The sequence below is a fragment of the Aquabacterium commune genome, assembly GCF_004362855.1.
GTDB lineage: Bacteria > Pseudomonadota > Gammaproteobacteria > Burkholderiales > Burkholderiaceae_C > Aquabacterium > Aquabacterium commune.
Genome location: NZ_SNXW01000006.1, coordinates 194,210 through 209,200, shown reverse-complemented (window position 1 = coordinate 209,200; position 14,991 = coordinate 194,210). Strand labels below are relative to the sequence as shown.

Sequence of the window (14,991 nt, the reverse complement as noted above, 5' to 3'; positions counted from 1 at the left end):
AGGCTTGAGGGCGGACTCAAGCCCTCAGCACCCGCTCGGTCAGGGCCTCCCACACGGGCGTCAGGCGCGCGGGCAGCTCGGGCAAGGTGCCCAGGTCGGTGTGGCTCTCGGTGGGATCGTGGAAATCGGAGCCGCGCGAGGCCAGCAAGTCGAACTCGCGGGCCATGTCGGCGTATTCCTGGTACTCGGGCACGGTGTGGCTGCCCGTGACCACCTCGACACCCCGCCCACCGTGGTTCTTGAACTCGGAGAACAGCGCGTACTCCTCGTTCGGCGTGAAGTCGTAGCGGCCCGGGTGGGCGATGACGGCGATGCCGCCGGCTTCGGTGATCCAGTGCACAGCGTCTTTCAGGCTGGCCCAGCGGTGCGGCACGAAGCCCGGCTTGCCTTCGGCCAGGTAGCGGCGGAACACCTCGTGCGGGTCGGCGCAGCGGCCGGTTTCGACGATGTAGCGCGCGAAGTGCGTGCGCGAGATCAGGTCGGGGTTGCCGACGTACTTCAAAGCGCCTTCGAAGGCATTCGGGATGCCCGCCTTGGCCAGTTCGTCGGCCATGTCGCGCGCACGGCGCTCGCGGCCACCGCGGGTGTCGGCCAGGCCTTGCTGCAACTGGGCGTCGTCGGCATCGAAGCCCAGGCCGACGATGTGCACAGTTTTGTGCAGGAAGGTCACCGAGATCTCGGTGCCGGTGAGGTAGTCCATGCCCAGGGCCGCAGCGGCCGCACGGGCGCGGTGCTGTCCGCCGATTTCGTCGTGGTCGGTCAGCGACCAGAGCGTCACGCCATTGCGGTGCGCACGCGCGGCCACATCCTCGGGCGACAGGGTGCCGTCAGAGATGTTGGAGTGGCAGTGGAGGTCTGCGTTGGGTGCGACGTTGGACATGGGCATGGGCATGGGCAGATGCTAACAAGTCCCGTGCCATGCGGGACAACGACCTGGCTTAACCCCAGCGGGCAGCATGGCGGGCTTGCTGCACGGCGTGGGCCTGCAGGCTGGCCAGGGCCAGTTCGCGCACGAGTTGTTCGTTGACGGGCTGGCGGTAACGCGACTTGATGTGGCGCATGCCCTTGCCCGAGCCTTCGAGCTCCGGGAACTCGCCAACCAGCATGATGCCGTTGAAGACCTGCAAGTGGGCGTTGGCCTTGAAGAGCACGATGGCCATCAGGTTGTCGTTCTCGTTCATGAAGCACAGATTGCCCCATTTGACCTCCGGACGGAGGTGGGGCACCGCGGCCAGGATGGCACGGTGCATGGCCTGGGCGGTTTCGCGCTGCTCGGGACGCAGGCTGTCGTAGAACGCGTTGACCAACGCGGGAGATTGAAGCGGACGGCGCATGGGGTGGCCCAAAGGTGGAGGTACAACAACGACACCATCGCCACCACACCCCCTCCCTGAAACCTGCGCTTCTGTGTGATGGCTCTGCCTGGGCGGCCTGGGCTGCACGCACGCCAACGGTGGCCGTGTGGTCTCTTCCCGTTTGAATGGTGTGCAGCACCGGCTTTTGCCCGATGTCAGCCGGTATTGTAACGGTCCGTGACGGCCTGCGCAGATACCCCGGGGCGGTATCCGTGCAGGATGCCCCGCCCAGCTCAGGTCTTGGGCAAGGTCACGCCGGTCTGGCCCTGGTATTTGCCCCCACGGTCGGCGTAGCTGGTCTCGCAGACGTCGTCGGCATCGCTCTCGAAGAACAGCACCTGCGCGCAGCCTTCGCCCGCGTAGATCTTGGCCGGCAGCGGCGTGGTGTTGGAGAACTCCAGCGTGACGTAGCCTTCCCACTCGGGCTCGAAGGGCGTGACGTTGACGATGATGCCGCAGCGCGCGTAGGTGCTCTTGCCCAGGCAGATGGTCAGCACATTGCGAGGGATGCGGAAGTACTCGACGGTGCGGGCCAGTGCGAAGCTGTTGGGCGGGATGATGCAGACATCGCTTTCGATGTCCACGAAGCTTTTCTCGTCGAAGTTCTTCGGGTCCACCACCGTCGAGTAGATGTTGGTGAAGACCTTGAACTCGGGGGCGCAGCGGATGTCGTAGCCGTAGCTGCTGGTGCCGTAGCTGACGATTTTCTGGCCGTCTGCGGCGTGGCGGACCTGGCCGGGCTCGAAGGGTTCGATCATGCCGTGCTCTTCGGCCATGCGGCGGATCCAGCGGTCGGACTTGATGCTCATGCGTGCTCCTGTGACAAGGACGTGATTGTGCTTGATCGCGCAGGACCATGGCGACCCGCGCGACGCCGATAATCTCCCCGACACACAGCGCAGCAAGGAAGCAGCACATGGCGATCGCGGCATACATCAAGGAGATCGGCCGGGGCAAGGACGGCGCACGCGCCCTGAGCACCGAGCAGGCCCACGACCTGATGTCGCAGGTGCTGGACGGCCAGGTCAGCGACCTGGAGCTTGGCGCCTTCTGCCTGGCCATGCGCATCAAGGGCGAAACCGCCGAAGAGCTGGCTGGCTTCGTGCAGGCCACCCACGAACGTTGCCTGGACCTGCGCCCGGCCCTGGCGCAAGCGCAGGCTGCGGCGACCGCACCGCTGCTGGGCCCGGTGCTGCTGCCCTCTTACAACGGCTCGCGCAAGCTGCCCAACCTCACACCCCTGCTGGCCTGGGCCCTCGCACAGCGCGGCGTGGCCGTGCTGGTGCATGGCCCGCGCCAGGACCCGACCCGCATCACCAGCGCCCAGGTCTTTGCGGCCGGCGGCTGGCCCGTGGCCGAGGGAGCTGCCGACGTGGCCAGCGCCTGGGCCGCCCGCCAGCCCGTTTTCATGCCCACCGAGGTGCTCTGCCCTGCCCTGGCGCGGCTGCTGGCCGTGCGCTGGGTCATCGGCCTGCGCAACCCCGGCCACACCGTGGCCAAGCTGCTCAACCCGCTGGGCCTGGGCATGCAGGTCGTCAACCACACGCACCCGGAGTACGCGGCGTCGCTGTCGAACTACCTGGCCCTGGTCCAGGCCAACGCCTTGCTGATGCGCGGCACCGAAGGCGAGCCCGTGGCCGACGCCCGCCGCCAGCCGCGCTTTGACGTCTTCCTGCAAGGCCAGCGGGAAGAAGCCCTGTGCCGCGCGCCCGTGGAAGGCGTGCTGGTGAGCTTGCCCGAACTGCCCGAGGGCCGCGAGGCCGACGTCACCGCAGCGTGGATCCAGTCGGTGGTCGAGGGCCAAGCGCCCTTGCCCGCGGCCATCGCGGCCCAGGCGGATTGCCTCGGATCGGCGCTGGCCGCACTGAACACACCGAGTGCACTGGGCGCGCACGCGCCCCAGGCTGAGCCCGACGCCTCCCGGCCCTGACCTTCGTTCAGCGACCGCCCACGGTCGGGCCCGCCGGCTGCGACGCCTGTGCGGCCTGTGAAGCAGGCTGTGCCTTCGAAGCCCGCGACAGCACCACGATGCCCGCCAGCACCGCCGCCGTGCCCAGCATCAGGCGCCAGGTCACGGGCTCGTCCAGCCACCAGGCGGCCATCCAGATCGTGGACAGCGGCCCGACCATGCCCACCTGCGAGGCCAGCGAAGCGCCCAGCAACTGCACGCCGCGCATGACCAGCCACACCGGCAGCACCGTGCAGGCCGTGGCGTTCAGCGCCGACAAGGCCCAGGCCTGCCAGGGCAGCTGCGCCACGCCGCCCAGGCGCCCCTCGGTGAAGGCGTGCACCAGCACCCACTGCAGCACGCACATCACGCAAGCCGCGCAAGAGGCCCAGCCCACCAGCCGCAGCGAGCCCAAGGACTGCACCAGCTGACCGCTGCCCATCAGGTAAATCGCATACGACAGCGCGCTCAGGAACACCAACACGCTGCCGGTCACCACCGCGGCCACCGGGTCCTGTCCTTGCGCCGCGCCCGACACCACCGTGGCCACATCCCAGTCGTGCAGGAACACGACCAGCACGCCGCCATACGACAGCGCCATCGCCCCCAACTGCGCCAGCCGCAGGCGCTGGCCCAGCAGCAGCACCGACAGCAGCAGCACGATGCTGGGGTTGAGGTAGAGGATGGCCCGCTCCAGGCTGGCGCTGATGTACTGCAGGCCCAGGAAGTCCAGCGTGCTGGCCAGGTAGTAGCCACAAAAACCCAGACCGAGGACCTGCCACGCCAGCTTGCCGCTCATGGGGGCGCGCGCGCCCGCCTCGGTGGGCCGCTCGCGGCTCGACCACCAGGCCATCAGCAGGAACAAAGGGAAGGCCATGGCCATGCGCAGGCCCACCACGGCGAAGGCGTCGGCACCCTGGCGGTACAGCAGCTTGGCCACGATGGCCTTGCCCGAAAAGGCCACGGCGCCAGCGAGGGCGCACATCAGGCCTTGCCAGCGGCGTTGTTCGGGGGAAGAAGAGGCGGCAGACGTCGACATGGCACAGACCTTACCCGAAGAGGCGCCTCAACCTCAGCCGCAAATTGCCGCACACTCTGATGTGGTTGTGGCCAACGGTCACGCCGCCATCCTCGCCTCCAGCCACATCACCGCCCAGCTGCCCATGCGCCTCTCTCACACGCTCGCTGCCACCCTGGCCCTGTTCGTCGCCCCGTCCGTCACGGTGTGGGCACCCCTCGCCCATGCCGCCGACGCGGTCGGCACCCCTGCGCAGGCCCCTGCCGCCAAGGCCGCCGCGCCGCAGGCCTCCGGTCCCAACGCGGCCGCCACCAACGCCGCCATGCAGATCCTCGCCGAGCGCCAGAAGAAGGCCCGCGAAGAGGCGGCCAAGCGCCAGGAAGCGGTGGTCGAGATCGACGAGCGCGACCCGGCCATGCGCGCGGCTTTCAAGCAGGCGCAAGACACCCTGGACGACTTCCTCAAAATCGCCGCCAGTGGCGACCCGAAACTCACCACCGTGTCGATGCGGGTGGCCATCCGCGAAGGCAAGCGCAAGGAGTTCATCTGGATCACGCCCTTCGAGGCCGCTGGCAAGGGGGCCTTCAAGGGCCGCGTTGACAACGCCCCGACGCTGCTCAAGGGCGTCAAGGAAGGCCAGGAATGGCGCTTCCAGCGCAGAGACGTGGTGGACTGGATGTACGTCGATGCGTCCAAGCGCACCATGCACGGCAACCGCACGACCTGCGTGCAGCTGTCCAAGGCGCCGCCCGCCGAGGTCGAACAGATCAAGCGCTCCTACGGTCTGGACTGCCAGGCGCGCTGAACCCGGCAAGGTCACCGAAGCCGCTGAAAGCCTGCCAGCGCGCCAGCACCGGCGCGGCATGCGCCTGTCGCACCACGCCGAATCCCTTGATGGCCTCGGCCGATTCGGCCAGTTCGCAGGCTTCGTTCAGCGTGTCGGCGCGCAAGCCGGCCAGCAGGCGTGTCAGCAAGGCCTCGTAGGCCGCCAGCGTGGCCAACTCCTCGCGGCGGGTGTGGCTCAAGCGCAGCGGGTCCAGCCAAGTGTTGCGCAGGCGCCGGGCCCAGGCCAGGCCGTGCAGCAGCGGCGCCCACGCGGGGCCGAAGGCGCGCTTGGCCGGCCGGGCGCCGGGTTGACCCTTCCCTGCGCCTTCGCCCAGCGCAGGAGGCGCCAGGTGCCAGACCATGCGCCAATCCCCCTCGAACTGCGTCGCCACCTGTTGGCGGAAGGCGTCAGAGCTCAGCAGGCGCGCCACCTCGTACTCGTCCTTGATGGCCATGAGGCGGAACAGCTGCAGTGCCACCGCGCGGGTCAGGCGCTGGCCGCCCAGCATGGCCTCGGCCTCGCCCACCCGCGTCACCCAGGCCTCGTAGCGCGCCGCGTAGGCCGCGCTTTGGTAGTCGGTGAGGTGGGCCATGCGGCGTTGCACGATGGCGTCGAGGCTGTCTGGTGCGCCGCCGTCCGGCACACCCTGGCCGCCCGCCCGCGGGAACCACTGCACCGGCTGCGCCGGCAGCAAGAGCCTGGCCATGCGGGCCGGGTCGTGGGCGGCATGGCGCCCCCAGGCGAAGGCCTGCAGGTTGCGCTCCACCTGCACGGCGTTGAGCTCGATGGCGCGCGTCAGCGCTTGCAGGCTCAGCGGCACCCAGCCCTTTTGCCAGGCAAAGCCCAGCATCATCGGGTTGGCGTAAATCGCATCGCCCAGCAGTTTCTCCGCCAGGGCCACGGTGTCCAGGCGGGCGATGGCGTCGGCGCCGTGCCCCACGGCATCGGCGAGCACGTGGTCGCACTGCGCGCCGGGGTAGTGCCAGTCGGGCTGGGTCATGGCCGCGGCGGTGGGCGTGTGGTGGGTGTTGAGGGCGATGTGCGTGCGCCCGGCCCGCATCACCGCCAGCGTCGCCGGCAAGGCCGTGACGATGGGGTCGCAGCCCATCACCAGGTCGGCCTCGGCCGTGCCCACCTTGGTGGTGAAGATGGCCTCGGGCCGGTCGGCGATCTGCACATGGCTCCAGGTGGCGCCGCCCTTTTGAGCGAGGCCAGCCGCTTCCTGCGTGACCACGCCCCGGCCTTCCAGGTGGGCCGCCATGCCCAGCAGCTGCCCGATGGTGATGACGCCCGTGCCGCCAATGCCAGCCACCACGATGCCCCAGGCGCGGCTGGCATCGGGCAAGCGGGGCTCGGGCAACGGCGGCAGGTGGGCCAGTTCGGGCAAGCCGGTGGCGGCTTTGGGCTGGCGCAGGCGCCCGCCTTCGATGCTCACCAGGCTGGGGCACATGCCCTTGACGCAGGACAGGTCCTGGTTGCAGCTGCTCTGGTTGATGCGGCGCTTGCGGCCCAGAGGGGTATTCACCGGCTCGACGCTCAGGCAATTGGACTGCACGGTGCAGTCGCCGCAGCCCTCGCACACCAGCTCGTTGATGACGACGCGCGCCGGGGCCGCGGCCAGCGTGCCGCGCTTGCGGCGGCGGCGCTTCTCGGTGGCGCAGGTCTGGTCGTAGATCAGCACGGTGCAGCCAGGCGTCTGGCGCAGTTCGCGTTGCACGTCGTCGAGGTCGTCGCGGTGGCGCAGCTCGACGCCGGCGGCCAGGTCATGCACCTGGGCATAGCGGCCGCGGTCGTCGGTCACCACCACGATGCGGCGCACGCCTTCCGCGTCCAACTCGCGCGTCATCGCCGCCACGCTGAGGTTGCCGTCGATGGGCTGGCCGCCCGTCATGGCCACCGCGTCGTTGTAAAGGACCTTGTAGGTGATGTTGACCTTGGCCGCGATGGCCTGGCGGATGGCCAGGAGGCCGGAGTGGAAGTAGGTGCCATCGCCCAGGTTGACGAAAACGTGCGGCTCGTCGGTGAAGGGCGCCTGGCCGACCCAAGCCACGCCCTCGCCGCCCATCTGCGTGACCATGCCGGTGTTGCGGTCCATCCACTGCGCCATGTAGTGGCAGCCGATGCCGGCCATGGCCCGCGAGCCTTCCGGCACGCGGGTGGAGGTGTTGTGCGGGCAGCCGCTGCAGAACCAGGGCGCGCGCTCAGGGCTGGCGCCGGCTGCGTTGCCCTGGGCCAGCGCAGCCTCCTTGGCGTCGATCACGCGCAGGCGTTCGGCGATGCGTTCGCGCAGGTGCGAGGGCGCGTCGCGCAGCAGGCCCAGGCGCTCCAGGCGCTGGGCCAGGGCCTTGGCGATCAGCGCCGGGTTCAGGTCGGCCTGGGCGCGCAGGAGCCAGCGGCTGGCCGGGTGCGGGTGCGACCACTCGCCACCCGTCAGGTCGCCCTCGCCTTCGCTGAACTTGCCCAGCACATTGGGACGCACATCCTCGCGCCAGTTGTAGAGCTCCTCCTTGAGCTGGTACTCGATCATCTGGCGCTTTTCTTCCACCACCAGGATCTCTTGCAGGCCTTGGGCGAACTCGCGCGTCAGGCTGGCCTCCAGCGGCCAGACCACCGCCACCTTGTGCAGGCGCAGCTTGAGCGCACGGCAAGCGTCGTCATCCAGCCCCAGGTCGTGCAGGGCCTGGCGCAGGTCATTCCAGGCCTTGCCGCTGGCCATCACGCCCAGCCGCGCGCCTTCGCTGTCCAGCACCGTGTGGTTGAGGCGGTTGGCGCGCACATAGGCCAGGGCCGCGTACCACTTGTGGTCCATCAGGCGGGCTTCCTGGGCCAGCGGCGCGTCCGGCCAGCGGATGTGCACGCCGCCTTCGGGCATGTCGAAATCACCGGGCAGGACGATGCGCACGCGGTCCGGATCCACCGACACCGTCGTGGCCGACTCCACCACCTCCTGGATGGTCTTGAGCGCCGTCCACACGCCGGCAAAGCGGCTCATGGCGAAGGCGTGCAGGCCGAGGTCGAGGATTTCCTGCACGTTGCTGGGGAAGAACACCGGAAAGCCACAGGCCTTGAAGATGTGGTCGCTCTGGTGGGCGATGGACGAGCTCTTGGCCGTGTGGTCGTCGCCGGCCACGGCCACCACGCCCCCATGCCGAGAGGTGCCCGCCATGTTGGCGTGCTTGAAGACATCGCCGCAGCGGTCCACGCCCGGCCCCTTGCCGTACCACAGGCCGAAAACACCGTCGAAGCGCTGCGGCCCCGGTGTCAGCGCCAGTTGCTGCGTGCCCCACACGGCAGTGGCGCCGAGCTCTTCGTTGACGCCCGGCTGGAAAACAATGTGGTGCTTGCCCAGGTGCTCGCGGGCCTTCCACAAGGCCTGGTCGTAGCCGCCCAGGGGCGAGCCACGGTAGCCGCTGATGAAGCCGGCGGTGTTCAAGCCGTCCAGCGCATCGCGGGTGTGCTGCAGGATGGGCAGACGCACCAGCGCCTGGATCCCGCTCATGAAGGCCTGGCCGCGCTCCAGCGTGTATTTGTCTTCCAGTGACAGCGAAGACAAGGCGCGGAGCACCTCGGCGGGGAGTGGCGCGTTCATGACGACCTCCTGAGTCGGTCGCACGACGGCATCCCGCAAAACAGGACGGGCCATCGTGCAGCCGGAACCCTGTGACGGACCCAGTGTAGGCCGCCCAGATCAAACCTGCTTGCGAGGTTTCACGGGGTGAACATGCCCTTGTTCATGGCCTTGTTCACGCCTTGTTCACGCCTTGTTCACGTTTCGCGCGCGAACACCTGGCGCCCGGCCACCCAGGCCCCCACCAGGTTGCGCTCGTCGCCCAGGGTCATCCAGGCGAAGGCGCGCGGGTGCAGGGTGGCCACAGAGCCATCCCCAGCCTCGCAGGCGATGGCATCGCGGTGCCGGGCCACTTCGCCCACGGCCCAGTCCCACACAGCGATGTCGGCCATGCAGCCGGGCTCGATGCGGCCGATTTCGCTGCCCAGGCCCAGCGCCTCGGCCGCGCCCAAGGTGGCCGCGTGCAAGGCCTTCCAGGCGCTCAGGCGGGTGCCCTGCAGCGCCTGGATTTTGTAGGCGTCGCCCATGTTGCGCAGCAGGCACAGGCTGGTGCCGCCGCCCACGTCGCTGGCGAGGCTGACGCGCAGGCCCTCGCGCTGCGCCTGCGCCCAGTCGAACAGGCCGCTGCCCAGGAAGAGGTTGGAGCTGGGGCAGTGGGCGATCTGGGCACCGTGCGCGCGCAGCACCGCGCGGTCTTCGGCGTCCAGCCAGATGCCATGGGCCAGCACGGCGCGAGGCCCCAGCAGGCCAGCGCGCTCGTACACACCGAGGTAGCTGCGCGCCTCGGGGAACAGCGACATCACCCAATCGACCTCGGCGCGGTTCTCGGCCACGTGGGTCTGCATGAAGACACCCGGCGCTCCTGGCTGCCCCGCATGCCTATGGCACAGCCGCCCGGCCATGGCCAGTTGCGCCGGCGTGCTGGTGGCCGCGAAGCGCACCGTCACGGCGTACGCCAGCCGCCCCCGGCCATGCCAGCGGGCGATGAGGTCGGCGCAATCGCGTTCGGCCACGGTCACATCGGCCGCATCGTCCAGCAGGCCCTCGGGCGCGAAGCGGTCCATCAGCACCTTGCCCGTGACCAGGCGCATGTGCTGGGCGTCGGCCGCCTCGAACAGGGCCTCGGCGCTGACCTTGTGCACCGTGGGGAACACCACCGCGCTGGTCGTGCCGTGCGCCCACAAGGCCTTCAGGAAGCGCTCGGCACCGTCGCACGAAACGGCAGGGTCGGCGTAACGGCGCTCGGCCGGGAAGGTGCAGGTGTTGAGCCAGTCCAGCAACTCGGCACCGTGGCTGGCGATGACGTCGAGCTGCGGGCAGTGCACATGGGTGTCGATGAAACCCGGCAGCAGCAGGCGGCCGCGGTGGTCCTGCTCGGGCACGCTGGCCCACCCCTCGGGCAGGGCCTGTGCGGCGGGCAGCACGGCGACGATGCGCCCGGCCTCGACGCACACGCGGTGGTCGGGCCGCCAGCGCACGCCGGGGGCTTCGGCAGGCGGGGCAAAACCCGGGTCGGCGGTGAAGTCCAGCACATCGGCGCGCAGCACCAGGCGCTCGGGGGCGGCGTGGCCGCTCTGGCTTTGGCTGGGGCTTTGGCTGGCGTTGGGGGCCTGGCTGGCTGGATGGGCGGTTGTGGCAAGGGGCATGGGGGTGACGCGGTCGGGTGGGCCGCTCTGGGGTTGACAGGCACCGGGCGGGGTGAGCGCCTCCGTATGATGAGGCCGTGCCGATGCCCACTTCGCCGCCCGCCCCTTGCCGCCTTGACGCCCTTGACGCCTTTTCACCACCCCTTGACAGCCCTCATCCCGCACGACACCGACGAAGACCGGCCCGCCCCGCGCTTCCACCTGGAACTGCATGGCGCCGGACCGGTCGGCCGGGCCATCGTGAGGCTGCTGGTCGATGTCGATTGCACCGTGCGCTGGATCGATGCGCGCTGCGACAACACCGAGCTCTCGTTCAACGCACCGGAGTCTGCCCCCCCAGGCCTGCCCGTGCGCATACAGCACCTGCTCACCGACGACGCGGTGGCCGAAGTGGCCAAGGCGCCGCCAGGTGCCTGTCACCTGGTGCTGACCCACCGCCACGCGGTGGACTTGCCCATCGTGCAGGCCATCCTGGCGCGCGGTGATTTCGCCTTCCTGGGCATGCTGGGCTCCCAGACCAAGCGCGCGCGTTTCATCGAACAAATCGGTGGGCAGCTCAGAGGACTGGGCACCCACGACGCCGCCGTTCAGGCCACGCTGGAGCGCCTGGTCTGCCCCATCGGCCTGCCCGGCATCGTGGGCAAGGCGCCCGCGGTCATCGCCATCGCGGCTGTGGCCCAACTGCTGCAGGGCAGACGCTGAGGCCCTGGCTCAGTTCCAGGCTCAGGCTCAGGCTCAGAAGGTTTCCCAGTGGTCGTCGTCGGCGACAGCGGTCTGCAGGGCAGGCTTGGCCTTGGCGGCCGCGTGTGACGATTGCTGGTGTGGTTGCTGGTGCGGTTGCACGGGTTTCGGCGCGGCCTTGTCCTGCGCAGGCTGGCTGAGCGCTGGCGCTTGACGCTGCATCCGGGCGGACACGGGGGCCAAGGCAGGCGCAGGGGCTGAGTGTGCCTGTGGGCTGCGGGCAAGTGCATGCCCCGCCACCGCCGCACCATGCTGCGACAGCTGGAACACCGCCACCGCCGCCACCAGTTGCTGCGCCTGGGTCTTCAGGCTCTCGGCCGCGGCGGCGCTTTCCTCGACCAGGGCTGCGTTTTGCTGCGTGGCGCGGTCCATCTGATTGACGGCCTCGCCGACCTGCTGCACGCCCGAGCTTTGCTCCACGCTGGCCGCGGAGATCTCGCCCACGATGTCGCTGACCCGCTGGATGGACGCGACGATCTCGGCCATGGTCTTGCCCGCCTCGTCCACCAGGGCGCCGCCTTGCTCGACCTGATCGACGCTGCGGCCGATCAGCGCCTTGATCTCCCGCGCGGCGTCGGCACTGCGCTGAGCCAGGGTGCGCACCTCACCGGCCACCACCGCGAAGCCGCGGCCCTGTTCACCGGCACGGGCCGCTTCCACGGCGGCGTTCAGCGCCAGGATGTTGGTCTGGAAGGCAATGCCGTCGATCACGCCGATGATGTCGCCGATCTTGCGGCTGCTGTCGCTGATGCCCTGCATGGTCGTGACCACCCGCCCGAACACCTCACCGCCTTGCGCCGCCACAGACGAAGCCCCTTGGGCCATCTGGTTGGCCTGGCGGGCGCTGTCGGCGTTGGTGCGCACGGTCGCGCCGAGCTGCTCCATGGTGGCCGCGGTTTCTTCGAGCGCGCTGGCCTGCTCCTCGGTGCGCTGGCTCAGGTCGGTGTTGCCCTGGGAGATCTGCGAGCTGGCCGTGGCCACGCTCTCGGCGTTCTCGCGCACATGGGACACCACCCGGATCAGGCTGGACTGCATGCGCGCCACATTGGCCAGCACGCTGCTGGTGTCGCCCGCCGCCACAGGCAGGGGGTGGGCGAGGTCACCGTCGGCCACATGGGCCACGGCGTCGCACAACCCGGCCGGCTCCGCCCCCAGCGACTTCGACAGGTTGCGGGTTGTCAGCCAGGCCACCGCCGCTCCGACCATGGCCATCAGCACCGCCAGGCCGCTCATCAGCCCGATGGCGAAGACCGTCTCTTCCTTGCTGACGCGCACGAGGTCGTCGGCGATGGTCTGCTGCATGTTGCGCGAGGCGTCCACCGCCTCGAAAACGCCGTCCTGCAACTGGCGCACGTCGCTGAAGAGGAACTTGCCCGCTCCTGCCGTGTCACCGGCCAGGGCCATCTCGACGGCGCGGTCCAGCGCGGCGTTGTAAGCAGCGTGGGTGTCGGTGATGACCTTGAAATAGGCGCGCCCCTGGGGCAACACGATCTGCTTGTCCAAGGTGGCCAGCAACGCGCTGTTGCGCGCCCGCAGCTTGGCGATGCGGTCCTTCTCAGACGCCACGAAGCTCGGCTCCGGGTTGAGCATGACGTTGCGGGACAGGCGCCCAATGGTCTGCATGTTGTCGCGCACCTCGCAGAACTCCGCCACTTTCACCATGCGGTCGTGCGCCAATTCGTCAACGTTGCGGTCAAGGTCGTGCAGCGCCACCGCTGCGAAGGCCACGATGCCCGCCGCCAGGGCCACCACGGCGCCAAAGCCGAGCGCGAGGCGGGTGGAGATCTTCAAGGGCGCGGTGGCAGCGGGCATGGCGGTCTCACTCTCTGGCGATGCAAAGGGGCGCCCGCCGTGCACACGGGCACGCCGCGCGTCACTCCTCCGGCGGAAGCGAAGGTCCAACCCAGGGGCTTTCGACGGTCCACGCCACAACTTGAGCCAAGTCATGGACAAAACCCGCGTCGCAGTGACGACATCGGCGCTTCGGTCGCGGACCGCCGACCGCGTCGCCCCAAGTGCGGCGCTCGCCCCAAAAAGGGGCGGCCTTGTCGTGACAAGCGCGGACGCCGCCGCAAAAAGCGGCCGGCAGGCTGAGGGCGCAGGACGTGTCGGGGCGTCCGGGGTGGCGCCGATCAGGCCGCGCGGCGCGCCCGCCCGACGCCGCTGCACAGCGCGCGCAGCGAGGCCGTGACGATGTTGGCGTCCACGCCGGCCCCGAACGTGGCGCGGCCGCCGCAACCCACCTCGACGATGGCGCAGGCCCGGGCGCTGCCGCTGCTGTCGTCCTGACCCTGCGGGGACGCCATCGAGCGCTCCTCGTAGTGGTGCACCTCCACCGCGATGCCCGCGGAGGCGAAGGCCTGCACCGCCGCGTGGATGGGGCCGTTGCCGTGGCCGGTCAGCACGCGCTCCTGCCCATCGATGGCCACCGTCAGCGCGAGCGTCTGCCCGCCGTCCTGCTCGGCCAGGTGGTGGCCGCGGTAGGCGATGTCGGGGCCGCCGGCCTCGGCCGGGTTCACGTAGGTGGCGCTGAAGATGCGCCAGATGTCGGCCGAACTGAGCTCACCGCCCTGCGTGTCGGTGACCTGCTGCACCACCGCGGAAAACTCGATCTGCATGCGCCGCGGCATCACCACGCCGAAGTCCGTCTCCAGCAGGTAGGCCACCCCGCCCTTGCCCGACTGGCTGTTGACCCGGATCACGGAGTCGTAGCTGCGGCCGAGGTCGGCCGGGTCGATGGGCAAGTACGGCACGTTCCACAGCTGCTCGCTCGCCTCGGAGCATCGTGAGTTCCGTGCGGCGAAGCCCTTCTTGATGGCGTCCTGGTGGGAGCCCGAGAAGGCGGTGAAAACCAAATCGCCCGCGTAAGGGTGACGGGGGTGAACGGGCAGTTGCGTGCAATGCTCGGCCGTGCGCACCACGGCGTTGATGTCTGAGAAGTCCAGGCCCGGGTGCACGCCCTGGGTGTACATGTTCATGGCCAGGGTCACGATGTCCACGTTGCCCGTGCGCTCGCCATTGCCGAAGAGGCAGCCTTCCACGCGGTCGGCGCCGGCCATCAGGCCCTGCTCGGCGGCGGCGACTGCCGTGCCACGGTCGTTGTGCGGGTGCAGGCTCAGGATCACGCTGTCGCGGCGGGCCAGGTGGCGGTGCATCCACTCGATCTGGTCGGCATAGACGTTGGGCGTGGTCAGCTCCACCGTGGTCGGCAGGTTCAAGATGACCTTGCGCTCAGGCGTGGCACCCCAGGCGGCGGTCACGGCGTCGCACACCTCCAAGGCGAAGTCGAGCTCGGTGCCGGTGAAGGTCTCGGGGCTGTACTCCAAGGTGACCTCGGTTTCCGGCATCGTGGCCGCGATCTCGCGCACCAGCTTCACCCCGGCCACGGCCATCTCGCGCACCTCTTCGCGGCTCATGTTGAACACGATGTCGCGGAAGGGCTTGGAGGTCGCGTTGTACACGTGGACGATGGCCGTCTTCGCGCCGCGCACCGACGCCATCGTGCGGCGGATCAGGTGCTCGCGCGCCTGGGTCAGCACCTCGATGGTCACGTCCTCAGGGATGAGGTTTTCCTCGATGAGCTTGCGCACGAAGTTGAAGTCGGTGTCCGAGGCCGAGGGGAAGGCCACCTCGATTTCCTTGAAGCCGATGGCGCACAGCGTCTGGAACATGCGCAGCTTCTTCTCGCCGTTCATGGGCTCGAAGAGCGACTGGTTGCCGTCGCGCAGGTCGGTGCTCATCCACACGGGGGGCTGGCTGATGACCTGGTCGGGCCAGGTGCGGTCTTTCAAGCCAACGGGCGGGAAGGCGGTGTATTTCTGAGCGGGGTTGGCGAGCATGGGGTGGCCTCTGCGGTGAACGGGGGCTTCGTGAGCCGATGGAGAGAGTG

At 69.3% G+C, this 14,991-nt stretch carries 11 protein-coding genes; 3 read left to right on the top strand and 8 right to left on the bottom strand.

Annotated features, from left to right (window positions below):
* Positions 1-16: 16 nt before the first annotated feature.
* From EV672_RS11850 to dcd, 3 genes are all read right to left on the bottom strand, one after another.
* Positions 17-892, bottom strand: coding sequence for a 3',5'-nucleoside bisphosphate phosphatase (locus EV672_RS11850; protein ID WP_243738652.1), 876 nt, complete (start codon positions 890-892; stop codon positions 17-19).
* Positions 893-938: 46 nt separating this feature from the next.
* Positions 939-1,334: a DUF1801 domain-containing protein gene (locus EV672_RS11845; protein WP_133609439.1), complete on the bottom strand. Its 396-nt coding sequence runs from the start codon at positions 1,332-1,334 to the stop codon at positions 939-941.
* Between the two features lie 254 nt (positions 1,335-1,588).
* Positions 1,589-2,164 carry a dCTP deaminase gene (dcd, locus tag EV672_RS11840; RefSeq protein ID WP_133609437.1) on the bottom strand — a complete coding sequence of 192 codons (576 nt, stop codon included), beginning with the start codon at positions 2,162-2,164 and terminating at the stop codon, positions 1,589-1,591.
* 107 nt (positions 2,165-2,271) lie between these two features.
* Here dcd and ybiB point away from each other — a divergent pair, with 107 nt between their 5' ends.
* Positions 2,272-3,285, top strand: a complete 1,014-nt coding sequence (gene ybiB / locus EV672_RS11835; RefSeq protein WP_133609435.1) for a DNA-binding protein YbiB — start codon at positions 2,272-2,274, stop codon at positions 3,283-3,285.
* 7 nt (positions 3,286-3,292) lie between these two features.
* On the opposite strand, the gene EV672_RS11830 is transcribed toward ybiB, so the two are convergent.
* A complete protein-coding gene (locus EV672_RS11830; RefSeq protein WP_133609433.1) occupies positions 3,293-4,342 on the bottom strand; it encodes a DMT family transporter in 1,050 nt (349 codons plus the stop codon).
* Between EV672_RS11830 and EV672_RS11825 the strand changes: the two genes are divergently transcribed.
* Positions 4,341-5,126, top strand: coding sequence for a DUF2314 domain-containing protein (locus tag EV672_RS11825; protein ID WP_166643555.1), 786 nt, complete (start codon positions 4,341-4,343; stop codon positions 5,124-5,126). The genes EV672_RS11830 and EV672_RS11825 overlap by 2 nt on opposite strands.
* Here the strand turns inward: EV672_RS11825 and EV672_RS11820 are convergent.
* Both EV672_RS11820 and guaD read right to left on the bottom strand, forming a co-directional pair.
* Positions 5,089-8,736 carry an indolepyruvate ferredoxin oxidoreductase family protein gene (locus EV672_RS11820; protein WP_133609429.1) on the bottom strand — a complete coding sequence of 1,216 codons (3,648 nt, stop codon included), beginning with the start codon at positions 8,734-8,736 and terminating at the stop codon, positions 5,089-5,091. The two genes, EV672_RS11825 and EV672_RS11820, sit on opposite strands and share 38 nt — an antisense overlap.
* Before the next feature lie 176 nt (positions 8,737-8,912).
* Positions 8,913-10,361 (bottom strand): guanine deaminase, encoded by a 1,449-nt coding sequence (guaD, locus tag EV672_RS11815; protein WP_133609427.1) that lies wholly within the window; start codon positions 10,359-10,361, stop codon positions 8,913-8,915.
* A 144-nt stretch (positions 10,362-10,505) separates the two neighbouring features.
* Between guaD and EV672_RS11810 the strand changes: the two genes are divergently transcribed.
* A complete protein-coding gene (locus tag EV672_RS11810; protein WP_243738651.1) occupies positions 10,506-11,063 on the top strand; it encodes an XdhC family protein in 558 nt (185 codons plus the stop codon).
* Positions 11,064-11,096: 33 nt separating this feature from the next.
* On the opposite strand, the gene EV672_RS19260 is transcribed toward EV672_RS11810, so the two are convergent.
* Complete coding sequence (locus EV672_RS19260) at positions 11,097-12,914, bottom strand: methyl-accepting chemotaxis protein (protein WP_133609423.1); 1,818 nt, start codon at positions 12,912-12,914, stop codon at positions 11,097-11,099.
* 320 nt (positions 12,915-13,234) lie between these two features.
* Complete coding sequence (leuA, locus tag EV672_RS11800) at positions 13,235-14,941, bottom strand: 2-isopropylmalate synthase (protein ID WP_133609421.1); 1,707 nt, start codon at positions 14,939-14,941, stop codon at positions 13,235-13,237.
* Positions 14,942-14,991 lie beyond the last annotated feature (50 nt).